Genomic DNA, 23,157 nt, shown 5'->3' with positions numbered 1-23,157 from the left:
TCTCTAATCTATTTAGTTATTGGGTAATCAACGCATTAACTAGCGTAAGCTCTGGCTATTGCACAAGTCGCTTTAGCGGTTTTCTGTTTATTCATAACCAGTTCCGCTTGTTCAACTAGGCTAGTTTCCAAGGTGATATCGGTCTGTTTTGAATACGCTGCCGCACATTGCAACGCACTATAAAGCGCGGCTGATTCCGCAACCCCGTAAACACCAACAATGCTATGAACATAAGTTGAGCGCGTACTTAATTGCTCTTCAACTGTGCTTAACTGCTGTTTATTCCACGTTAGGAAGGGAATACCAAGCTTGGCAGCGAGTGAGATCAAACCTTGCTCATCTGCTTTTATATCAATACTGCTTAAACAACTGATCTGTTTAATAGACAGCCCTTGCTGCTGTAAAGATTGCATAAACAAACCTTCCAGCTCTGCTTCTGGACAGTTGCGCTCACACCCCATACCTACACTATAAATAGGGTGTAGATAAGCATTAGCTGTAGTAATGACCGGCTCTGCATTAATCAGCTTAGAAACCTGTAATGCCCAATCATTAGCCCCCCCTTCATGCCCTGATAATAAAGGGATAACAAACCGTCCATTTTCATCTAATACCAGTACCGCGGGATCTGTATATTTATCGGCTAAAACAGGCGCAAGACTACGCATCACAATACCGGTCGCACAGATAAAGATTAAGCGTTCACCTGCCGTAAAATAGGTTTGCACTTGTTGGCTAAAGGGCTGAGGTTTATGGGATAACAGCGCATCATTTAATTGTGCCACCAAGCGTTTACCTAATGCTTGGCCTTTATCCGTCAGACTGATCACACGTATCATTGGTTCTCTCTTCCCTGACCACGCGCCACGACAAAAAGGGAAAAATAAGGACCTGCAACTCGATCCAACCTGCTAAGATCACTGACAATTTTTTGATTATCACGCCCTATATATTCAAGATACTTAGCCTCACCTTGACGACCTGATTGCTCTAATAAAGCTAGAATTCGTGGTCGTGCTTGGCCTGCTTTCATAATAACCAGAGAATCATACTGGTTAAGCCCAGCAAGAATCTGCTCATCACTATGACGACCATTCAATACAGCAAAGGATTCTTTCAACATCGTTAAAGGTTGCGTTAAACAGGCGGCGGCAGCATTAATAGAACTAATTCCCGGTACAACTTCACAACTGTACTCCCCTTGTAAACGCTCTAATAAATAACTAAAAGAACCATAAAAAAGTGGATCACCTTCACATAGAAACACTACATCTAGTCCCTTATCTAACTGTTCAGCGATCGCTTTTGCACCTTGATCGTAGGCTTGATTCGCCAAATTGCGTGCTTTAAGCATAGGCATATAAATGGGAACTTCAGTTTGCCCCCCTACAGCCGATTCGATCGCCTCAAGGGCTATACGACGGGCCTGTGATTCACCCTGATCATTAGTTAGAAAACTGAGGACATCCGCATGCTGAATAAGCCGCCACGCTTTCACAGTAAGAAGCTCTGGATCACCAGGACCCACCCCTACGCCGATAAACCGCCCTTTAACAACATTCACGACAAGGGTTCCTTTTTAAACAGGTACAAAGTAACCGGTAAGCTTGGACGGTACATAATCTGGCCCGCTAAACGATCACCACGACTAACACTTAATTGGAGGGTTTCATTCTCACTATCTGCCCTCTGGGTGCGCGTTTGATTAAACTGATAATAATCGCACTTGCTCTGTTCCGTCACCGCTGAACCGAGCAAAATCCCCCCGGGAGGAAGTAAGGTCCATATTTGATCTAACAACGCCGCTAACTCACCACCACTGCCACCAATAAAAACCTTATCAGGGGCCGGCAGATCAGCTAATGCTTGAGGTGCTCGACCTTCAATAATAGAAAGGTTACTCACTACCCCAAAACGCTGGCGATTTTGTTCTAAGCAATCAAAACGATCAGAGTGATGTTCTACGGCATATATATCACTATTCGGATTCCAATAAGCCAGCTCTACTGCAACACCACCACAACCGGCGCCTATATCCCAAACACACTCACCTTTAGCCACTTGCAACAAGGAGAGAATCGATAAGCGCACCTCCCGTTTAGTGATCATTCCACGGCCCGCACCCTCTTTATCGGTCACAAAATGCTGGTCAGGAATACCGGGGAAGGCAGGTAGAAATCCTTGGTTACAACCGGGTTCAAGTAGTGTTACATGCAAAGAAGCGAACTTAGTGGAACGCCCTGTATTAGAAAGGGTTTGAGCTGTAAACGATCTGATCATCTCCTGTGGATAACCAAGCATTTCACAAACCGTAATTTTGGCCTCAGAAAACCCGCAAGCAATACACTCATTGGCTAAAACTTCAGGAGTACTGTGTTTATCGGTTAAGAGCAATAAAGGTTGATCTTGACGCAAGCGTGTTCTTAATTTGGATAAAGGGCGCCCATGTAAACTGAGCACTTCAACATCCTGAAAAGCAATTCCTAATCGGTGACAGGCTACTTGCAGACTAGACACCGCAGGATAAAAGGTAAGTAATTCAGCCGAGAAATAACGGCTAAACCAACGACCAATCCCGTAAAAAAGCGGATCACCTGACGCTAAGACTAAAACGATCCGGCCCTTTACAAGTTGCTCATCAATTAGCGCTTTAAGCGCAGATAATTTAGGCAGAACTATGCTTTCTTTACCAACCGGCATTATCTGCTCTAAGGTATCTAACTGCCTTTCTGAGCCAATAACAAGGTCTGACTGATGCAACGCTTGTAGTGCCTCTGCCGATAGATCGGCCTTTGCATTAACACCTAAACCCACCACTTGAATCTGGCCTGTCATTAGTAATACTCCCCACGGATACAACGGAGTAATGCGTTACAACTGGCCGCACTTACGGCACTACCTCCTTGCCGACCCAGTAACGTAATGCACTCAATACCTAAATTTTGATGCTGATCCCATAAAAGCTGCTTTGATTCCGCCGCGCCCACAAACCCTACAGGCATACCTATAATCAACGCGGGTTTATCCGCTCCCTGCTCAATCAGCTCTAGTAATCTAAACAATGCAGTCGGCGCATTACCTATCACTACAACACTACCCGCTAACTGATCACGCCACAGTTCAACTGCCGCCATAGAGCGTGTTTCACCGCTCGCTTGTGCCAATTCAGCCGCTCGCGAATCATTTAGATAACAAAGTGGCGGCTGATTGATCATACGCTTAGTTATTCCCTGTTTTACCATCTCCACATCACAGAGGATATTGGCTCCACGCGCTAAAGCACTAATCCCTGATTCACACGCCTGCGCACTAAAACAAACACTACTGGCAACCTCTGGCATACCAACACTGTGCACTATTCGCATCACCACCTGTTGCTGCTCACGTGTTAAATTTGCAAGATCCGTTAACGCGCGGATCTGGCGAAAACTTTCTTGCTCAATCGCTTGAGGGTTGATCTCATATATCACAGTCACACTCCAACCCTTTTATTCTCAATCTTATTAACTACGTCATTAACCGAATCTAATAAACAATCCGCCGCAGGTAACTGCGGTCGCTCTAACATAAACACAGGAACACCTAATTCACGGGCCGCCGCTAACTTAGCTTCAGTCGCGCTACCGCCGCTATTTTTACTCACTAAAAGATCCACGTCATACTGAATCAATAACTGTTTTTCATCTGCATGATTAAACGGCCCTATTGCTTTTAACCACTGCATCGTCTCGGGCAACTCAGCTTTGGGAGGCGCTGCCGTTCGGATAATCTGCCTTTGCCCAGTCAGCTCTGCTTGCAACTTAAACTGATCAATTAAAGGCTTCTCTATCTGTCCCGCCGTTAAAAATATACTGCGATAAGGCTCTGTTGCTTTGATCAATCCATCCCAGTTATCAAACAACTGCCATTGATCCCCTTCTTGAGCCTGCCAGGCTGAACGATGAAAGCGCCAACAAGGAATAGCTAACTCAGCACAGGCAGCAACAGCAGCCGTACTCATTTGCAAAGCAAAGGGATGAGTAATATCAATAACTAAATCAAAACCTAATTCCCTTAAATAATGTGTTAACCCGCCCCGTTGAGTGAAACCACCACTAATCACCTCACACGAAAATTCGGGCACGCGGACTAAACCCGCCACACTATAAGTGACCTGTAACGATTTCAGCAGATCTCTATTTTCCAGCTCCGCAACGACTTTACGTGCATCAGAAGTCCCGCCAAGGATTAGTATTTTCACTGTAGATCCTCAGCCTTAACATGTCCGACAAACTGCCCTTTACGATCAGTCGCCCACACCTCTAGCTCCATTTCAGGCAATCTATCTTTTAACATCCCTTGGGCGGCTATAAGCGCTCTACTACACACCTCCGAGGCCAGATCTAAATGTTGCTCTTGGCACAGTTTCAACACTTCCATACTGGTATTTGCTTGTAATATTTTTTCCACCAATCTTGTGCCTGCACCAACAGCAACGGCCATCTCAGCTAAATGTTTAAAATCAATACTGGATGCTCGGCTATTAAGATCCATATGCCCCTGTGCCAACTTACTAATTTTGCCAAAGCCACCGCAAATAGTGACCTTTTCTACTGGCGCTTTCTTTAAATGTTTCAGTAACGCGCCGATAAAATCACCCATCTCAATTAACGCCATATCCGGTAACTGGTACTGTTTTTTAATCGCAGCTTCACTAGTACTGCCCGTTGTTGCTGCAACATGGGAGATTCCATTTGAGCGCGCAACATCGATTCCCTGTCGAATAGACGCAATGTAAGCAGCGCAGGAATAAGGCCGCACAATACCGGTTGTACCTAAGATAGATAAACCACCCAAAATACCTAACCGAGGATTCATCGTCTTTAAGGCGATCTGTTCGCCATTCTCAACCCCAACAGAGACTTCAAACCCACCACTGTAGTTATAGGTCTCCGCGCTCTTAATAAGATGTTCCTGCATCATCTTCCTGGGTATGGGATTGATCGCAGGTTCGCCTACTTCAAGCACTAAACCCGCACGAGTGACTGTACCTACACCCTTAGCCGGTTTAAAAAACACACCTTTCTCTGCAATTAACCGCAACTCCACAAACACTGTGGCACCATGAGTTACATCTGGATCATCCCCTGCATCCTTGATGGTTGCAGTGCGAATACCTTGCTCGGTATCGCCCAGTTGTTGATAACTTTCTATTACTAATTCGACCAACTGCCCTCTGGGCAATAAAACCTCAACCTTAGCTGGCTGTTTAGTCGCCAGTAATGCCTGAGCAGCAGCCACACAACAAGCAGTTGCGCAGCAGCCAGTGGTTAAACCGCTGCGCAATTCCTGTTTCTGTTCACTACTCTCAGGCCACATATCGCATTAACCTTTAATCCGTTTTTGATTCATACTGACCACTAAAGATAGCGGCAATCGCTTCAGGGTTTGAGGCAAAAAATAGATGTAAATAACTAGCGGTTAGCCCCTGCTCTCTATAGATCGCTTCTCCCGGCGCAGGATGTCGCTGGCGTTTACCATAGGCGATAGGCTCCGGTGTTGCATGACTACGAGAACGGTGATGCGCATGCGCTTGTACAGTCCCTTCTGGCAACATAGCCGTCTGCATTCCTTGGCACCCCCGTTTTCCGCGCATCGCCCCATGACCTGCAATAACTGCACTCATGGGGTATACCTGATCATCCAAATCGGTTAAATCTTCAAGGCAGTAAAGAAACCCACCACACTCAGCCAAAATAGGTTTACCTAACTGATGGAATCTTTTGATCTGCTCTTTAATGGCCTTATTTTCAGACAGTGCTTTAGCGTGCAGTTCTGGATAACCTCCCGGTAACCAGAGCGCATCAGCCTCTGGTAACTGCTGATCAAATAAAGGGGAGAAAAACACTAACTCTGCACCCATCTCCTGCAATGAACGCAAATTAGCATCATAAATAAAGCTAAAGGCTGCATCTTTAGCGATCGCAATCCTTTTACCCACCAACAAAGGTGCCACTGGAGCGACCTCTGCACTAAAAAATTCAACCGCTTCGGGCAGATCAATAATTGCATTCGGCTCGGCCAACGGGCCTTTGATCCACTGAGCACCTAAAGTAAAGCGCTGCTCAAGCTCATCGCGCACCTCATCTGCTTGCACTAAACCTAAATGGCGTTCAGGTAAAGCGACCTCAGGATCCCTTGCTAATGTGGCTAATAATGGTAGGTTTTTAGGTAAGGCATCACGAATCAGCTCAGCATGACGTTCTGTACCACAATTATTGGCAATAAGACCTGCAACCTTCACATCATCACGATAGTTCGCCATGCCCATCGCTAAGGCAGCAGCCGTTTGAGCCATCCCTTTAACGTTCATCACTATAGCTATAGGGATATTAAAACGGGCAGCTAGATCTGCACTTGATGGATCACCATCAAACATCCCCATCGCCCCTTCAACTAGAATAAGATCAGCCGTTTGAGCCGCTTCAAATAGTTTTTGCTGGCAATACTTATCCCCAGCCATCCATAGGTCTAGCTGCTCAACATCTTGCCCTGAAGCCTGCGCTAAAATTTGCGGATCTAAATAGTCAGGGCCCGTTTTAAAAACCCGTACCACTTTACCTTGAGTTGTAAAGTAACGCGCTAACGCCGCTGTAATAGTCGTCTTTCCTTCACCGGAACTTGGCGCAGAAAGAAATAACGCAGGACACAAAACAGAAGTGGATAGATCGGTCATCAGTATTCAATTCCCGCTTGTGCTTTTACCCCTAGACGAAATGCATGACGCTCATCTCTAATACTACTGATGGTATCCGCTATCTCTTCTAACCCTTCGGGCATTACCCGACCTGTAATCATTACGTTTTGATTTTTAGGCCTATTTTTTAGGGCTTCAATCACTGGAGCTAGTTCAAGGTATTTATATTTGAACATGTAGCTCATCTCATCAAAAACCAGCATCTCATAACGATCATCTTGCAAGAGCGCTTCCGCTATCTGCCAAGCTTTTTCCGCCGCAGCTATATCTTGTTCTTTATCTTGGGTTTCCCACGTAAAGCCGTGTCCCATCACGTGCCAATCAATCAATGCATGATCACGGAACAGTTTATATTCGCCGGTCTCTGTACGCCCTTTCACAAACTGAATCACGGCTGCCTTTTTACCATGGCCTACGCAGCGCGCCATCGTACCAAAAGCGGAGCTGCTTTTACCTTTACCGTTGCCTTTAAGGAGAATTAAAACGCCACGCTCTTCAGTGGCACTGGCGATGCGTTTATCGATCACTTCTTTCTTTTTCGCCATGCGTTCCTGATGGGTCTTCATTAATATGCTCCAGCCAAAGATAAATAGGTTGCGTTTAATGTTTGGGCAAAGCGAGGACCTTTGCCCCGTTTAATCTGACTAAGTTCAGTATCGATCCATACCAGTTCACCTGGGAGCTGAACACCGTCCAGAGAACTACTGCTACGGCCATCAGTCAGAACATAACTGCGGATCTGTAGTTGGGGGTTTTGACGGAGTAATTTTTGCAAATAAACTTGCGCCTCTAAAAATGCAGCACGCATCGGCGTCCCACCGCCAGCACTCAGTTGATCCAACCACTCTCTGAGCTCTTTAGGTGCACGAACCTTGGACAGTAGGCGGTCAACACGGCTATTACCAAAACCAAAGAGCGTAATTTTCTCCCTTGCTATATACGCTTGCTGGGAGATCTGCAGCAGTGCAGCCTTAGCATGAGCAAAGCTCTCTGCTTGCAATGTGGATGCAGAGGTATCTAATAATACGAGATGCAGTATATCGTCTGACTGTTTTTTCGGTTTAAAACGCAGTTTCTCTGGCGGCCAGCTAGACAGGCTGGATATTAAAGTAGCGTACCAATCCGGCCGTTTGCTCGATTCAGACATAGTCAACGCATTTGGTTTAGAAGGTGATCGGGCCATCGTCCCACTTGCTTTAACGGACTCTACATTTAGCGTAATATCAGCCGTTTTCTGCTGTTCCATTTGAGCTGACATTGGGCCCCAATCCCCCTCCCCACCGGAACTCTCTATTGAATTTTTCTGTCCATCTTCAGCCCGCTCACGATGACTATCATCCGGTCGTTTAAAGCTATGTTGTGTTTGAGGTGATGATGGCGGCTTATTTTGTTCGGAGGAACTAGGCGGCTGTTTATCCGAGGACGTCGGCTCTACCTTACGTCGATGGGCTAACACTAAGGCTTCAACATCATCTATATCTTGCAAAGTAACAGCAGTACGTTGATGAAATGCAGCATTAGCAATTGCAGCCCTATACCAAACAATATCAGCCCTTAAACCATCCACCTGCGCCGCACTACAACGCTCCGCAATTTCGAGCCGTAGTAGATCATCACAGCTGATACTGTTTAGCCGTACCCGTGCAGATTCTATATGTTTAAGGAGCTGCTCTTGCTCTGCCTTGTAGGCCTCACAGAACTGCTCCCTCTCGCGTTCAAACAGCTCTCGGCGCTTAACAATTTCGACTCTTTCTGTGGGTAGATACTGATTATCCAGATCAACTGACAGTCCAAAACGATCATGGAGCTGGGGGCGCAACTCCCCTTCATCAGGATTCATAGTACCGACTAATAAAAACTCGGAGCGATGGCTATGGCTAATACCATCACGTTCGATACGATTTACCCCTGAAGACGCCACATCAAGTAATAGGTCAACCAGATTATCTGGTAGAAGATTAACCTCATCAACGTAAAGCACACCACCATCTGCTTTACTCAGTAAGCCTGGACTAAAACGCACCGTTTTTTCATTGAGTACATGCTCAAGATCTAAAGTCCCGAGCAACATATCTTCACTAGCGCCTAAAGGTAAGGTCACAAAATCAGCTGATTTTTCCCCCTCATCATCTGAAACAGGTAATAGATCAGCCAATCCTCGCGCCAATGTAGATTTTGCACAGCCGCGCGGCCCACTGATAACAACACCGCCAATAGCAGGATTAATTGCAGACAATATAAGTGCTAATTTAAAATCGTCTTGGCCTAAAACCGCGCTAAATGGAAAACCTGTTTTACTCATCTATCTACCTTTAACATCCCGTTATCCGAGAGGTGATGCCAGATTTAAAAACCTAAGATACAAAAAGGACCACATCCTTTGGGTATCCAACCTTATTGTTTCGGCCAATAAGAGTGATGCTCATCAATCACATATTTATGTCGATGTTTCTGATGCTTATGATAATGGGGGTGGGTATGTGGTTCAGCTCCCTCCCAGCCCTCATGCTCATGTTGATGGTGCTCATCATGGGTATGGGGATGGAGATGCTCCAGCTCGGAATGTTCATGCCAAAGCTCATAGCGATCATGGCTTTTCCAGATAACACTCGCTAACAACGTCGATATGCCAGCCAATACAGCTAACCAAATAAACGTCTGCTCCATACCGAGCACACTGCCCAAACCACCCGCTAGAAGGTAACCAATCAACCACATCCCATGAGTTAAGGCGAAGTTAGCAGAAAAGTAATCATTGCGATCACTCTCTTTGCATGACTGACGGACGACGCGCCCTGTCGGAATCAAAATCATACTGCTCCCCACACCAATCAAACACCAAATAGGAAACAAACCTAAGTAACTAGGACCGACAATGCCTGCTAACAGCGCCACAACGATAATAACACCACCACACAACATAACCGAACGATCATGAAAACGTTCCAATAAAGAGGGAAGGTAAAGCGCGGCTAACATAGACCCCAAACCAGCAGATACCATAAGTAAGGGCACCTGCTCTTCCGATAAACCAAGAACGCCTCGGACATACACAACACTATTAACAATAACCATTGCACCCGCAGCGGATAAAGCTAAATTAAGCAATAATACAGCGCATAAACGGGGTGTCCTCAGATAGCTTTTTATACCAAAACTAACATGCTGCCAAAGACCACCACTTCGGTCATTACTCTTACTCTTCGGCAGTTGAGTCATATAGATAAAAACAACCGATAGCGCGAAGCCTGCGCTATTAAGCTCAAACAGCCACTCATAAGAGGTGAAAAATATAATTACGGCAGCAAGTGCAGGACTTAGCAGGCTTTCCACCTCCATGGCCAAACGCGAGAGAGACAACGCTTGGGTATACTCTTTCTCATCAGGAAGAATGTCAGGCAACAAGGCTTGATAAACCGGTGTATAAGCTGCCGCCATAACATTTAACCAGAAGATCACCACAAACAACTGCCAAATAGCGTCACAAAATGGCAATAAAGCAACTAATAAGGCTCGACCAGCATTCAAACCCGACAACCACTTTTTACGCGGTAAACGATTAGCATAACCACCAACTATAGGCGCTACGCTCAAATAAGCGACCATTTTAATGGCTAAAGCAACACCTAAGGCTAAACCAGCATCACTTGGTTTAAGATCGAAGGCAAACAGCGCTAAAGCAACTGTTGTTAACCCTGTACCTAATAACGAAACTAACTGACCTAAAAAAAGCCAGCGAAAGTTTGAATTAAGTAACGGCGTCGCAACAGCAATCATTGGTTACTTTTCTCCACCAACCCGACAGTATCAAGTTTACGCTTCTCTACAAGATTTAACTTAGCCCCTTCTAGCCGGACTTCTCGCGTAGCTAATTGCGCTAAGAAATCACTATCATGGGAGATAATGATCATCGCCTGAGGTAAGGTTTTTAATGTATCAATCAAATGCTGACGCGCTTTACTATCTAATGCATTACTCGGCTCATCTAACAGCAATACTTCAGGTTCCATCGCTAATACAGAAGCTAAAGTAATCATACGTTTCTCACCACCTGATAACTGATGGGTAATACGCTCCTCAAAGCCAGCCATCCCCAACGAAGCCAATGTATTAGTAGCAATCTTTAAAGCCTCTTCGCGGCTCTTGCCTAGGTTTAAGGGGCCAAAGGCCACATCTTCTAAAACAGTCGGGCAAAACAGCTGGTCGTCCGGGTCTTGAAACAAAAAACCGGCACGGGCACGCACATCAACAAAGGACCTTTCCTCTTTTCGACTTTCACCAAATGCAAAAATATCACCTGACTTTGCTTTTTTAAGGCCCACTAGTAGATGTAATAAAGTCGTTTTCCCCGCTCCATTAGCCCCCGTTAAAGCAACGCGTTCACTCAGATTAAGCTGAAAATCCACATCGTCCAGCACGAGCCCTCGGCGAGGATAGCGATAGCTCAAGCCTCTCACCTGAATCAAAGGGGCTGTAGACTTACCAGACAACTCAGACTCAACCATTGATCGCTCACTCATAAAAAAATTTTCATAAAAAGTTAAGCCCAATCAATCCGCATAAAAAAGGAAGGAACAGCGCCATAAAACGATAATCATGGGTACCTAATGCCATATCATCAAACAGATAAAACTGGCCTTTATAACCCCGACATTTCATTGCATCCATAATGCGTTCCGAGCGCTCCAAAGAGTGTACTAAGAGCATACCAATAAGATAACCAATGGAACGCCATGTATGCATATCAGTTCGTAAAACAAAAGCACGAGCCTGCATCGCTCGGCGCATACGTTTATATTCCTGCCCAATCACATCCAAATAACGCACAGTAAAAAGCAGCAAGTGCACAAGTTTATCAGGTACTCGCAAATGAGCTAAGGCATGGCCTAAAGTGGTCGCACTAAGCGTGCCTACCAGCGCCAATAACGACAATACTACCGCATGGGCTTTTAGCAATATCATCAGCGCGTGCAGAAAGCCCTCAATACTTGCGGATAATCCCGCAACGGTAAATAGCGCTTCACCAGGTGTCGTAAAGGGCAGCATAATGACCAGAAAGATCATAAACATATCCATTGCAATCACTCGCCGCAGCGTCCGCTTTACATTTAATTGAGCAAGCAGAGCCAATAAAAGCCCAACCAAAACACCTAAACTTAATACCCAAAAGCTTTCCGACAGCACAGTTACAAAAGCAAACAACGTCACCATTATCACACGCAGACGCGGATCGAGCTTATCGATCACAGAGAGATCATGTTTAACCTTTTGCCCTTTCCATGAGGTGCCGCTATGCTCTAAAAACTGAGGCATCAGATCAGCCTTTGCTCTGCTTATCCAGTTGACGCAGACGCCACCAGATACCTAAACCGCACAAGCCAAAGATATAACCTATCCCACCTATTACGTCTTGCAGCGACGCCTTTTCTTTATATTCAGCAAGCTCTTTTCTAAGCGGAATAACTTGCTTTGCTACGGCCCTTTCGACCATCTGTTCTAAGGTTTTCTGGTCACTAGAGGTCACAGAGGGGGCGACGACTTCCATCGTTTGAGGGCTTAGGTTTACTCCTGTCACTGATTCGCTAGGCAAACTATCCGGCAACTCAGCAGCCGGTAGCGTTAATTCTAAAAGGTGACCTGAACTTAAATTAGCGAAGAAAAGATGATCTATACGTCGCGTAGCTGTATAGGAAAACAGTCCCTCATCATTGGTTTTTATATTCGCAAGCTCATTACCTTCAGCATCCGTCACTTTAATAAGCGTGCCTGCAGCAGCCATGTCACCGTTAGAGAAACCAACTTCACCCTCGATCTGATTACCAATAGCATAAACACCTCCAACCACGTTATGGGCTGAAACGGAGAGCGAACATAACCCCAAAAACAATATCGTAATTAATCTATGCATACTCTGAAGACTCCTTAATATTAAGGAACTCAGGTTTTACTTTACGAATAAGCAACACAGCCGCAGCCGTAACAAAGCCTTCAACAATCATGACCGGAATATGCGCCAAAAAGGTCACTTTTGCTGCTAAAAGAAAAGCCTCACCCGAGAGCATTAAGGAGAACGCGACCATCACCGTAGTAAGCACAATCGCTCCAGCGCCGCCAGCAGCACCCCATACAGCCGCCACTTTAGGCGAGCTTGAGCGAATACCCTTCCCACATAGGTAATACACCAGAACAGCCGGCAACGCGATATTAACTACGTTGACGCCCAAGACTAAAAAGCCGCCAAAACCAAAGAAAACAGCCTGTAAAAACAGTGCGACTAAAAGAGCCGGAAAAGCTGCCCACCCTAATGCGAGACCAATTAAGCCATTCAAAATAAGGTGAACACTGGAAAAACCTATTGGCAGATGAATATAAGAGGCGATAAAGAACACAGCGGATAAGACACCTACCTGAGGTAAGTGATCATAATCCATTTTCTTTAGACCTATAGCAACACCCGCTACAGTTAAAGCCGCCCCTACCGCTAAAACAGGAACAGCTAACGCGCCATCAACAATATGCATAGAGCTTGTTACCTAGTTAGACAAATCACTTTGCGCGGACTTATCGGAAGCGCGAATCTCATGCGCTTGCACCCAAATCACCGCATCTTGAGATAACTCTTTACCTTTAAACTCTGTTTTTTCACCTACACCTAATGCTGCAAAACCCCACTGCCCCGCTTTAGGGATACCAAAAGTAAACGTGCCGTTAGCATCAGCGAAAATAGTCATCGTGATAAAAAGGTCGGAGGGAAGATCCATATTCGCTTGTGCAGAAAAACGATTATTCTTCATATCTGGATCATAATTAACATGCTCAACCTCAATCTCTGCAAAAGGTACAGGCTTACCTCTGCTTTTTACTACACCGGTAAATGTACCACCCGCAAAAATGCCATAAGGCTTAGTCAATGGAACAATTTCAGCACTTAAACCTAGATCTTTATTCCAATCGGTTGGTAGCGTACCAACATTAACAATGGTTTTAACAATTTGTTGAATATAGGCCTCTTCAGACGCTTCAAAATAGGGAGCCATCTGCATCACAAAAAGGTGATCGCCTAAGCCACGAAGCGCCACATCTACTTCGTAAGCGTCACCTGTATTTTCAGCACTGGTCCATTTCGAGGCTTTCACACCCGACAGAAGATCCGTTTTTTTACCTTTTTTAACTACATAAAACTGCTCAGGTGGCTCCACGCTCATTACATAGCCGCTATCAGCAGGATGCGTAAAGGGGAGTTTTAGGTTAATTAATCCACCACGTTCCCGTAATAGATCAGGGGTATACACCATCTGAAAGTGGGCTTGGGCTGTAGAAGTAAAAAGAGATGCAGCTAGACTAATAGCTACCAAAGAAAGTACATTTTTAAGCACAGAAAAATCTCCAACAAGTTATGTGTCGGAGTTGGGAGGATAAGTATGTTCAGACCAACTGAACGATTACTCGGTGAAGCCCTCCGCAACACCATGGTAAATATTTTTATCTCGCTGGTATCCGGACTCATTGGCGAAACAGAGCTTATAAAAACACTGTCTCGAGTATTTCACCTTCCCACATATAACCTAAACAGCACGTATTTAAACGTAAATAAGCTTAATGCAGTGGCATACAAAACACCTTAACCAATTTACCGTTGCGGGGGCAGTGTTGGGATTACCTTTGGCTAATTAAAACCTAGATGCACCAACTTCCCGGATCAAATGATTAAAACCATCTAATCTGCACTTATGTGCGGCAAGATAAGCCGTTAACAATACCCATGCAATCAACACTTTGCAATTGAGCAGTTTTCGTTTTGCTATGAATTTTATACAGCTAAAAATTATCAATTAGCGCCCTATTCATTTTACTTTTATAATGAAATTACACCCATTAACAAAAGACACCTCTATGCTTTACGTTCTTCCTGAAACAACTGGCGATATCATCGTATTACAGGCCAACGACAAACTAACCCAAGAAGACTATACCGAAACATTTATCCCTCTATTTGAACATGTCAAAAATACGCACCCAGAGGTGCGATTACTGATCACATTCGCTCCTGACTTTTCAGGCTTTGAGGCTGGCGCGCTATGGGAAGACCTGAAGTTCGGCGTAGCTCATGCAAATGACCTGCACCGCATGGCCATAGTCGGCGATGCACAATGGATGGATTGGGCAACACAAATATCCAAACATCTTATGCAAGGCGAAGTGCGCCACTACAAACTAACCCAGCTACTAGAGGCTTTACGCTGGATTAATGATGAAGGTGAGGATGACGAGGAAATAGATAAATCGCATCCTTTAGGTGGCTAAACAGCTGCATAGAATGGTGAAATAGAAAGACATCCCAAACTAGGTTTCATTTTAAAAGCAGTCGCTATATGGCTAGGTATATTAACGCTGGCTGGTTCGGTATGACGTTCGCTTTTGAGTTAACGTTTAGCTATATACAAAATCAATACTTGGAATATTAAATGAGTATCAGAAACACTGCCGAGAATTACGGCTCAATTGCAAAATGGTTACACTGGATGACGGCTATTCTTTTTTTAGGCGCTTATATCACTGTTTACTTTCGGCACTGGTTTACAGAGGAAAAAACACCTGAAAACTGGGCAGCGATTCAGCTTCACTTTTCTATTGGTGTGACCATTGCTGTCATAGTCGCACTGCGTATTATCTGGCGTATAACTAACCGCAAACCTAATCCAGAACCGGGTACACACTTAGAACATCAAGCTGCTCGAGTCGGTCACTATGCACTATATGCGATTATGATCATCATGCCTCTCACGGGCTATTTAGGCACTGGAGGCGCTACAGAATACTTCTTTTTATTCGATATACCTAAATTTGAAGATACCCCTATCTTCGTATCTTTAGTGCAGGAGAGTCTAGGACTCACATTTAAAGAGTTCGAAAAACCGGTCGACTTTATCCACAAAAATATACTCGGCGCTTGGTTAGTATGGATTCTAATATTGGGACATGTTTTAGCAGCCTTGTACCATCACTTTGTAAAACACGACAGGACCCTGCTGAAAATGACATCGGATAAATAATAAAAGACAAGCTAAAAATAATCACAATGGTATTCCATGTGAGCGACAGTAGTGTCAGTAATCAGTTAGAATACAGCGCAAACGAATAGAATAGCGGGTTCTCATACCTTGGGTATAAAACCCTAGAAATCAATGAGATGAAAAGGGCACACCCATGAACAATGATCGCGAGACTATTGCACGTCTGCGTCAACGTATTCCTACATTCGAGTGTACACCGGGCTGCCATGATTGTTGCGGGCCGGTGACCACCTCATCGGAAGAGATCTCTCGCCTACCGGTTAAATCGGATGCCGAACATGATGCAGCCTTAAAAGAGTTTAATTGTGTCCACTTAGGTCCCAATGGCTGCACCGTCTATGGGGAACGCCCTCTCATCTGTCGATTATTTGGCACTACACCCAATATGGCCTGCCCTAACGGTTGTCGACCGCAAGAGATGGTTGAGCCAGAGATTGAGCAAGAGGTACACCGCTATATTGCCACCACTCGACAAGTTTTAGTCTAGCCTCAAACATTACAGGGTCTCTTTATATACGGTATGCCGCTTTAATTGAGTTGCAGCAACCAATCCGCCAGACAACACTATATACTTGCAATTTTATATCTGCCATAGCCATGCGCATCCGAGCTTATCGACCATCCGATTCTGTTGAAATAACCAATTTATTTCATACATCCGTTCATCCCATAAAACAGTCGTTTTACTCAAAAGAAGAGCGAGAGGCTTGGGCTCCCACACCACCTGACTATACTGGCTGGAAGGCACGATTATTGATAAAAAAGCCATTTGTAGCGCTGAAAAAAAACCGTATTATTGGCTTTATCGAACTAGAGAGCGATGGTCATATCGATTGCCTCTATGTACATCCAGATTACCAAGGCTCAGGGGTAGCACGCCAACTATTACAACATATTCTCATCGTCGCTCAAAAAAAGGGAATAACTAGACTTCATGTAGAAGCCAGTAAAGTTGCTATGCCTTTCTTCAAAAAATCAGGCTTTAAACTCATCAAAGAAAACCACATCAACTTACGAGGACAGTCATTGCTAAACTATTCCATGTCTTGGAGCATCCAACCTTAATGAAGCACACCGAAACGATTTTGTTTACTGGATAGATTTAGGCATCCCCCTTTTACTGCCTCTATGAAATAACCCTCCAAAAACCAAAACCCAATACCATTATCATTATCATTGAATATAAGACATTCAATATATAAGATATATTTAATATAGTACTTAGTCTGATGGTTTACCCTTCATTCAGGCGACTTACTTTAAAAATAACGTGGATTGAGAACACCTCACAAACAATATATGTCAAAAAAAGTGACATATATGACAAATACTAGATCAAATGAAATCTAAACAAGTGGCTCAAATTGCTAGCTCTACCACTACTCTCCTTTGGTTATATGCAAATAACCAGAAAGAATATAACTGGCATGCAATCTGCTTTAAATATTTAAAGATAAAACATAACAGCCAGCTCTGATCAAAGCAGATACGCCTATTAATCATAGACTCTCAGCCCTTTCAAGAGCCTATAAAGTATTTATAAAAAGGTGATAACTATGTCCATTAATCGTCGAAATTTACTTAAAACCGGAGCAGCCCTAGGTGTTGCCGGGGCGTTTGGCTTTGGTGCTTGGGAGTTAAGCAAAACTGACACAAAAGCAAAAATCCTTATTACCGGTGGTGGTGCGGGTGGTCTTGCCCTGTCAAATAAGCTGCTACATTATTTTAATGGCGCAGAGATCACTATCGTAGATCCACGCGGCTATCACTGGTACCAACCTGGGCAAACATTACTCTTGGCCGGTGCTTATAAAAGCGAAGATAAAGTTATCGAAGATAATGAAACCTATTTAGACAGCCAAGTAAAATGGATTTCAGAAGCCGTAAGAGAGTATAAACCTGATAATAATCAAGTGATTACTTCATCAGGGCAGGCACTCGACTATGACTACCTCATTGTTGCTACAGGCTTAGAACTACGCTACGACATGATTGAAGGCTTAGATATCAACGAAATTGGACAAGGCAATATCGCGAGTATTTACCTAAGCCCTGAAGCAGGTATAGCCAGTCACAAGCAAGCGCTAGCATTTGCACAAAGCAAAGGTGGCCAAGCTCTGTTTACTCGCCCCCAAGGAGCCATGAAATGTGCAGGCGCTCCAATGAAAGCAACAAACCTAATAGAGTACTTTGTGCGCCAAGCAGGACAAAGAGACGCGTTTAATTTCGAATACTTCACCGCTGAAAACTATTTATTTGCAGTTAAAGCATTTGATAAACGCTTACAAGAGATTTGGGCTGAGCGACAAATCACTCCAAATTATGAGCAGACACTAACCTCATTGGACAGCGCAGCCCATACCGCAACCTTTACTTTAGCTGATGATTCACAACGTACTATGGATTGGGACTTCATACATATAGTACCGCCTATGACAACGGTAAAAAGCTTACGGGAGTCAGAGTTAGTGGATGAAACAGTTTTTAAAGGATATTTAGAGGTCGATAAATACACACTACAGCATAAACGATACCCCAATGTGTTCGGCCTAGGCGACACTGTAGGTACACCTATAGGAAAAACAGCAGCATCAGTTAAATCTCAATTACCGATTATTGCCAAAAACCTACAAGCATTAATCACAGATCAGCCATTAACCGCTCAATGGAATGGTTATACATCTTGCCCCATGATCTTAGATGTTGGCCACGCCATGCTTTGGGAGTTTGATTATAGCCTAGAGCCCATGACCACATTACCCTTCCCGGTTGTAGACCCTCTTGATAAAAGTGAAATCGCTTGGGTTATGGAAAAGTCACTTATACGTCCCGTATATGATGTGATGTTGCACGGTTACACCCCAGTTTAAAGTAAAAATCGAGCATCAAAGTTCGAGAAAAGAACAGATTAAAAGAACCTTAGCGCTGAATATGTCTAAAAAAAAGACTATTCGACCCAAAATGGCGAGGCGTATACTTTATTTTCTTTTAACTTATTAAGTTACAAGGAAATAACTGGCACGGCTTCTGCTTAATTAAGATTTATCACATCTACATAGCCGAATGAACCGGCAATAAGTAAAGGTATTAATTATGGTATCTGAAACTGTTGTGGAATTATCACGGTGGCAATTTGCCTTAACCGCGTTATACCACTTTCTTTTTGTCCCACTAACATTGGGACTCTCTTTCTTGCTAGCCATCATGGAATCTGTTTACGTGATGACAAACAAGCAAGTATACAAAGATATGACCCGTTTCTGGGGTAAGCTCTTTGGTATCAACTTCGCTCTTGGTGTTACGACTGGTCTAACGATGGAATTCCAGTTTGGTACCAATTGGGCTTACTACTCTCATTATGTAGGTGATATTTTTGGAGCGCCCTTAGCCATAGAAGGTTTAATGGCCTTTTTCCTTGAGTCGACCTTTGTTGGTTTATTCTTTTTTGGTTGGGATCGACTAACAAAAGTACAACATTTAGGGGTGACTTGGCTTGTTGCTATAGGCTCCAACTTCTCAGCATTATGGATTTTGATTGCAAATGGCTGGATGCAAAACCCAGTCGGTGCGTATTTCAACTTCGAAACTATGCGTATGGAGATGAGCAGCTTTGCAGAAGTAATTTTTAACCCTGTCGCTCAAGTTAAATTTGTTCACACTGTATCCGGCGGTTATGTCACTGGTGCTATCTTTGTACTTTCTATTAGCGCTTATTACATGCTAAGAAATAAAGATATGGGCTTTGCACGTCGCTCTTTTGCAATTGCATCAGCGTTTGGTCTCGCCTCTATCATGTCGGTTATTCTCTTAGGTGATGAGAGCGGCTATGAAATAGGCGAAGTACAAAAAGTTAAACTGGCAGCAATGGAAGCCGAGTGGGAAACCAGCGAAGCACCAGCACCCTTCACTCTCTTTGGTTTACCCAATGAAGAAACCCAAGAAACCGACATGGCTGTACGTATTCCCTACGTACTCGGTCTGATCGCAACTCGATCAGTCGATGAAGAAATCATGGGGATAAAAGAGTTGATTGAGCATGCTGAAGGCCGTATTCGTAACGGCATCAACGCTTATGCTCTATTGATGAAGTTGCGTAATGGTGAAGATACGCCAGAAAACAGAGCGGCGTTCTCTGCTGTTAATCATGACCTTGGTTATGGCTTGCTCCTCAAACGCTACACGCCCGATGTTGTGGACGCGACTGAAGAGCAAATAAAAGCAGCAGCAAAAGATACAATTCCGAAGGTTGCACCAATGTTTTGGACCTTCCGCGTAATGGTAGCTTGCGGCTTTACAATGCTGCTTCTGTTCACCCTATCGTTTTACTACACAGCCCGTCGCCAAGAGTACAAAAAACGTTGGCTGCTTAAGTTCGCAATGTTTGCACTCCCTCTACCTTGGATCGCAAATGAAATGGGCTGGTTTGTTGCAGAATTTGGGCGTCAACCTTGGGCGATAGGTGAGATTTTACCCACCTATGTTGCGACCTCAACGCTCAGCGAAACTGACCTATGGATGAGTATTTTCGGATTTGCGGCGCTTTACTCCGTATTCCTTGTGATTGAAGTGTTCCTCATGGTTAAGTACATCCGCAAAGGCCCAAGTGCTTTAGGTACCGGGCGTTATGATAACGAACCTTCGCTAGATGAAAATAAAGGAGCAGCTCAACATGTTTGATTATGAAACTCTGCGACTCATTTGGTGGTTACTGATCGGCGTACTACTTATCGGATTTGCAGTCACTGACGGCTTCGATATAGGTGCTGCCATGTTGATACCCCTGCTCGGTAAAACCGATACAGAACGACGTGTCATCATCAACACTATTGGGCCTCACTGGGATGGAAACCAAGTTTGGTTTATCACTGCCGGCGGCGCTATTTTTGCTGCATGGCCTTTAGTCTATGCCACCGCATTTTCTGGCTTCTACTGGGCAATGCTGCTCGTCCTTTTTGCTTTATTCTTTCGCCCTATAGGTTTTGAATATCGTAGTAAAATGGACAGTAAGCGCTGGCGTAATAACTGGGATCTTGGTTTATGCCTAGGCTCCTTTGTTCCCGCCCTTGTATTTGGTGTGGCATTTGGCAACCTATTTTTAGGGGTGCCCTTCCACTTTGATGAACTAACCCGTTCAACTTATACAGGCTCATTCTGGGCACTGCTTAACCCATTCGCATTGGTCTGCGGTCTTGCAAGTGTCGCAATGCTATTACTCCATGGCGCTGTCTGGTTACAGATGCGCGCAGGGGGTGATGTTCAAGTTCGTGCGCAAAAATACGCATCATTACTTGGGCCTGTATTGGCCGTGCTTATGCTAATTGCGGGCGCTGCTATTATGTGGATGATCCCAGGTTATGAAATTACCTCTGAGGTGATCTCTGACGCAAATTCAAACCCGCTAAGTAAAGAGGTCGCTCTAACCGAAAACTGGTTAGGTAACTTTACGACGCTACCTGCTTTATGGCTATTAGCCGCAGGAACTGTGGTCTTGCCACTATTGGTTAGTCTCTTGGCAAAATATGGAAAAGCGGGATGGGGATTTACCTTCAGTGCAGTCAATATTACTGCGATCATTTTACTAGCGGGTTCCACGTTATTCCCGTTCGTAATGCCCTCTTCAACTGATTTGGCAAGCAGCTTAACCCTTTGGGATGCAACATCAAGCATACTTACACTAGAGATAATGTTCTGGGTAGCCATGTTCTTTGTGCCTATTATTTTGATTTACACCTTGTGGGGGTACTACAAAATGTGGCGCAGAATCGAACCTGAATTTATTGAACAGAACAGCGTTTCTAATTATTAGGAGAGATATATGTGGTACTTTGCTTGGATTTTAGGCGTCTTGCTGGCATGTAGCTTTGGTATTATCAACGCTATGTGGCTAGAAAATCACTTCGACGAAGAATAGAAAAACATTTAAGGGGCTAACCTCATGTTAGCCCCCTATAAATCATCCTATTTATAGGGGAAGACTAAACAAGATTCAGTACCTTTGAATTAAGCACGGTCACTCCCCCTCTTTTAACTTTCTATACAAAGTACGCAGACTACATCCAGCAATCTCTGCGACTTCGGACTTATCAGTATAATGAGCCAGAAGCTGTCTAATATAAGCCTGCTCAACCTCTACCAGACTGCAACGAGCTTGTGCCAACGCCAACAATCCTTGTGGTGTATTTTTACCATTCTCTGGCACATAAAGGCTCAATGCCAAAGCCTGCTGCAGAGTCGCAACATTGATCTCTGGTCTATCACTGAGCACAACAGCTCGTTCAAGAATATTTTTCAATTCGCGGATATTACCTGTAAATGGCTGCTTCTCCAGCAACGCAATAGCCTCGTTATCAAGTCTAAGAGGCGAACCGCTATCAATCCTCAACAAAATACTTTTGACCAGCAAAGGCAGATCTTCTTTACGCTCCGCAAGCGAGGGCAATCGAATGGGGAAGGTACTAATACGATGGTAAAGATCCTCACGAAATTCATTCGCTGCAACCATCTCTGGAAGATTTTTGTGAGTCGCACAGATCAGCCTAAAGTCAGCCTCATAAGATTGACTCTCCCCTACTGGACGAAATGTTCTCGTTTCAATCAAACGCAGCAATTTAACCTGCAGATGCAAAGGGATATCGCCCACCTCATCAAGAAACAGAGTACCTCCTCGTGCAGACTCCACCAAACCTTTACGGTTACTCGTTGCCCCCGTAAAAGCCCCTTTAATATGGCCAAACATTTCACTTTCAAAAAGTGTGTCGGTCAAACCAGAACACTCAACCGTAACAAAAGGCTTTCGAGTACGCTGGCTCACATCATGCAGAGCCAGTGCAGCCAACTCTTTACCACTACCCGATGGCCCGGTCAGCAATACACTCGTTTCCGTTTTACCTACTCGCTGAATCAGGTCGACCAGTTTATTGAATGCAGGGCTTCGCCCAATCATTTTATTGGCGATAGGTTCAGCACTCACTTCACTAACGGGTTTCATTACTTCAATAAAGTAACGACGTTCCTGTTCATCAGTAATAGGAGTGGTCTCTATGCGCATATGCTCTTTGCCTTGCGCCGTATTATGAATATGCAAAACACTCGAGGTAGAGCCACTCTCAAGCGCTGCCTTCATTGGACAGCTCTCACCCTCCATATCACAAGGCTGTTGATAACCGTGAGACAATTCATAACACTTAGCATAACCATCCCTAGGCAAGGGCTTAAAACGATGAGTATAGTGTTGGTTAGAGGCCACTACATTATAGTGTTCATCCAAAAGCACCGCAGGCTCATGGTAGCTCTCCAAAACATTAGTGATGGATGCAAGCCAGTTATTATAGGTCATCGTTTCCACCC

At 44.4% G+C, this 23,157-nt stretch carries 24 protein-coding genes and 1 riboswitch; of the genes, 8 read left to right on the top strand and 16 right to left on the bottom strand.

The window, feature by feature from the left end:
• Positions 1-35 precede the first annotated feature (35 nt).
• From ACOQOE_RS06585 to ACOQOE_RS06515, 15 genes are all read right to left on the bottom strand, one after another.
• On the bottom strand, positions 36-839 hold the full coding sequence (locus ACOQOE_RS06585) for a cobalt-precorrin 5A hydrolase (RefSeq protein ID WP_420555265.1): 804 nt from the start codon (positions 837-839) through the stop codon (positions 36-38).
• Positions 836-1,564 (bottom strand): precorrin-2 C(20)-methyltransferase, encoded by a 729-nt coding sequence (gene cobI / locus ACOQOE_RS06580; RefSeq protein WP_420555264.1) that lies wholly within the window; start codon positions 1,562-1,564, stop codon positions 836-838. The genes ACOQOE_RS06585 and cobI overlap by 4 nt, the downstream gene beginning before the upstream one ends.
• Positions 1,561-2,835 carry a precorrin-6y C5,15-methyltransferase (decarboxylating) subunit CbiE gene (gene cbiE, locus ACOQOE_RS06575; protein WP_420555263.1) on the bottom strand — a complete coding sequence of 425 codons (1,275 nt, stop codon included), beginning with the start codon at positions 2,833-2,835 and terminating at the stop codon, positions 1,561-1,563. The genes cobI and cbiE overlap by 4 nt, the downstream gene beginning before the upstream one ends.
• Entirely contained in the window at positions 2,835-3,476 is a 642-nt protein-coding gene (locus ACOQOE_RS06570) for a precorrin-8X methylmutase (RefSeq protein WP_067861716.1), read from the bottom strand. The genes cbiE and ACOQOE_RS06570 overlap by 1 nt, the downstream gene beginning before the upstream one ends.
• The gene (locus ACOQOE_RS06565) at positions 3,473-4,240 is read right to left on the bottom strand and encodes a precorrin-6A/cobalt-precorrin-6A reductase (protein ID WP_420555262.1); all 768 of its coding nucleotides are present in this window, start codon (positions 4,238-4,240) and stop codon (positions 3,473-3,475) included. Before ACOQOE_RS06565 ends, ACOQOE_RS06570 begins: the two co-directional genes overlap by 4 nt.
• Positions 4,237-5,358 carry a cobalt-precorrin-5B (C(1))-methyltransferase gene (locus ACOQOE_RS06560; protein ID WP_420555261.1) on the bottom strand — a complete coding sequence of 374 codons (1,122 nt, stop codon included), beginning with the start codon at positions 5,356-5,358 and terminating at the stop codon, positions 4,237-4,239. Before ACOQOE_RS06560 ends, ACOQOE_RS06565 begins: the two co-directional genes overlap by 4 nt.
• A 13-nt stretch (positions 5,359-5,371) precedes the next feature.
• A complete protein-coding gene (locus tag ACOQOE_RS06555; protein ID WP_067861725.1) occupies positions 5,372-6,715 on the bottom strand; it encodes a cobyrinate a,c-diamide synthase in 1,344 nt (447 codons plus the stop codon).
• Positions 6,715-7,302: a cob(I)yrinic acid a,c-diamide adenosyltransferase gene (cobO, locus tag ACOQOE_RS06550; protein ID WP_067861728.1), complete on the bottom strand. Its 588-nt coding sequence runs from the start codon at positions 7,300-7,302 to the stop codon at positions 6,715-6,717. Before cobO ends, ACOQOE_RS06555 begins: the two co-directional genes overlap by 1 nt.
• Positions 7,302-9,038: an AAA family ATPase gene (locus tag ACOQOE_RS06545; protein ID WP_420555260.1), complete on the bottom strand. Its 1,737-nt coding sequence runs from the start codon at positions 9,036-9,038 to the stop codon at positions 7,302-7,304. Before ACOQOE_RS06545 ends, cobO begins: the two co-directional genes overlap by 1 nt.
• A gap of 92 nt (positions 9,039-9,130) precedes the next feature.
• Positions 9,131-10,513 carry an MFS transporter gene (locus ACOQOE_RS06540; RefSeq protein WP_420555259.1) on the bottom strand — a complete coding sequence of 461 codons (1,383 nt, stop codon included), beginning with the start codon at positions 10,511-10,513 and terminating at the stop codon, positions 9,131-9,133.
• Positions 10,510-11,256: an energy-coupling factor ABC transporter ATP-binding protein gene (locus tag ACOQOE_RS06535; protein WP_231867901.1), complete on the bottom strand. Its 747-nt coding sequence runs from the start codon at positions 11,254-11,256 to the stop codon at positions 10,510-10,512. Before ACOQOE_RS06535 ends, ACOQOE_RS06540 begins: the two co-directional genes overlap by 4 nt.
• A 10-nt stretch (positions 11,257-11,266) precedes the next feature.
• A complete protein-coding gene (gene cbiQ, locus ACOQOE_RS06530) occupies positions 11,267-12,049 on the bottom strand; it encodes a cobalt ECF transporter T component CbiQ (protein ID WP_067861737.1) in 783 nt (260 codons plus the stop codon).
• Between the two features lie 4 nt (positions 12,050-12,053).
• Positions 12,054-12,644 carry a hypothetical protein gene (locus tag ACOQOE_RS06525; protein WP_420555258.1) on the bottom strand — a complete coding sequence of 197 codons (591 nt, stop codon included), beginning with the start codon at positions 12,642-12,644 and terminating at the stop codon, positions 12,054-12,056.
• Complete coding sequence (gene cbiM, locus ACOQOE_RS06520; RefSeq protein ID WP_420555257.1) at positions 12,637-13,257, bottom strand: cobalt transporter CbiM; 621 nt, start codon at positions 13,255-13,257, stop codon at positions 12,637-12,639. The genes ACOQOE_RS06525 and cbiM overlap by 8 nt, the downstream gene beginning before the upstream one ends.
• Before the next feature lie 12 nt (positions 13,258-13,269).
• Positions 13,270-14,112, bottom strand: a complete 843-nt coding sequence (locus ACOQOE_RS06515; protein WP_420555256.1) for a DUF4198 domain-containing protein — start codon at positions 14,110-14,112, stop codon at positions 13,270-13,272.
• Between the two features lie 95 nt (positions 14,113-14,207).
• Positions 14,208-14,472: riboswitch (cobalamin riboswitch) on the bottom strand.
• A 157-nt stretch (positions 14,473-14,629) separates the two neighbouring features.
• Here ACOQOE_RS06515 and ACOQOE_RS06510 point away from each other — a divergent pair.
• The 8 genes from ACOQOE_RS06510 (at position 14,630) to cydX (ending at position 21,721) form a co-directional block, all read left to right on the top strand.
• Complete coding sequence (locus ACOQOE_RS06510; RefSeq protein ID WP_420555255.1) at positions 14,630-15,040, top strand: STAS/SEC14 domain-containing protein; 411 nt, start codon at positions 14,630-14,632, stop codon at positions 15,038-15,040.
• 161 nt (positions 15,041-15,201) lie between these two features.
• Positions 15,202-15,789 (top strand): cytochrome b, encoded by a 588-nt coding sequence (locus tag ACOQOE_RS06505; protein WP_067861749.1) that lies wholly within the window; start codon positions 15,202-15,204, stop codon positions 15,787-15,789.
• Between the two features lie 154 nt (positions 15,790-15,943).
• Positions 15,944-16,297 (top strand): YkgJ family cysteine cluster protein, encoded by a 354-nt coding sequence (locus tag ACOQOE_RS06500; RefSeq protein ID WP_420555254.1) that lies wholly within the window; start codon positions 15,944-15,946, stop codon positions 16,295-16,297.
• 110 nt (positions 16,298-16,407) lie between these two features.
• A complete protein-coding gene (locus ACOQOE_RS06495) occupies positions 16,408-16,875 on the top strand; it encodes a GNAT family N-acetyltransferase (RefSeq protein ID WP_420555253.1) in 468 nt (155 codons plus the stop codon).
• A 491-nt stretch (positions 16,876-17,366) separates the two neighbouring features.
• A complete protein-coding gene (locus tag ACOQOE_RS06490; protein ID WP_420555252.1) occupies positions 17,367-18,680 on the top strand; it encodes an FAD-dependent oxidoreductase in 1,314 nt (437 codons plus the stop codon).
• Between the two features lie 223 nt (positions 18,681-18,903).
• On the top strand, positions 18,904-20,487 hold the full coding sequence (locus ACOQOE_RS06485; RefSeq protein WP_067861761.1) for a cytochrome ubiquinol oxidase subunit I: 1,584 nt from the start codon (positions 18,904-18,906) through the stop codon (positions 20,485-20,487).
• Positions 20,480-21,616 carry a cytochrome d ubiquinol oxidase subunit II gene (cydB, locus tag ACOQOE_RS06480; RefSeq protein ID WP_067861764.1) on the top strand — a complete coding sequence of 379 codons (1,137 nt, stop codon included), beginning with the start codon at positions 20,480-20,482 and terminating at the stop codon, positions 21,614-21,616. The genes ACOQOE_RS06485 and cydB overlap by 8 nt, the downstream gene beginning before the upstream one ends.
• Before the next feature lie 9 nt (positions 21,617-21,625).
• The gene (cydX, locus tag ACOQOE_RS06475; RefSeq protein ID WP_067861767.1) at positions 21,626-21,721 is read left to right on the top strand and encodes a cytochrome bd-I oxidase subunit CydX; all 96 of its coding nucleotides are present in this window, start codon (positions 21,626-21,628) and stop codon (positions 21,719-21,721) included.
• A gap of 99 nt (positions 21,722-21,820) precedes the next feature.
• Here the strand turns inward: cydX and ACOQOE_RS06470 are convergent, their stop codons facing one another.
• Positions 21,821-23,146 carry a sigma-54 interaction domain-containing protein gene (locus ACOQOE_RS06470; protein WP_420555251.1) on the bottom strand — a complete coding sequence of 442 codons (1,326 nt, stop codon included), beginning with the start codon at positions 23,144-23,146 and terminating at the stop codon, positions 21,821-21,823.
• Between the last annotated feature and the right edge of the window lie 11 nt (positions 23,147-23,157).

The organism is Neptuniibacter marinus (genome assembly GCF_965223595.1).
In the GTDB taxonomy this organism is placed as follows: Bacteria; Pseudomonadota; Gammaproteobacteria; order Pseudomonadales; family Balneatricaceae; genus Neptuniibacter; species Neptuniibacter marinus.
The sequence above is the reverse complement of the archived record's forward strand: the minus strand, read 5'-3'. Positions and strand labels throughout refer to the sequence as shown.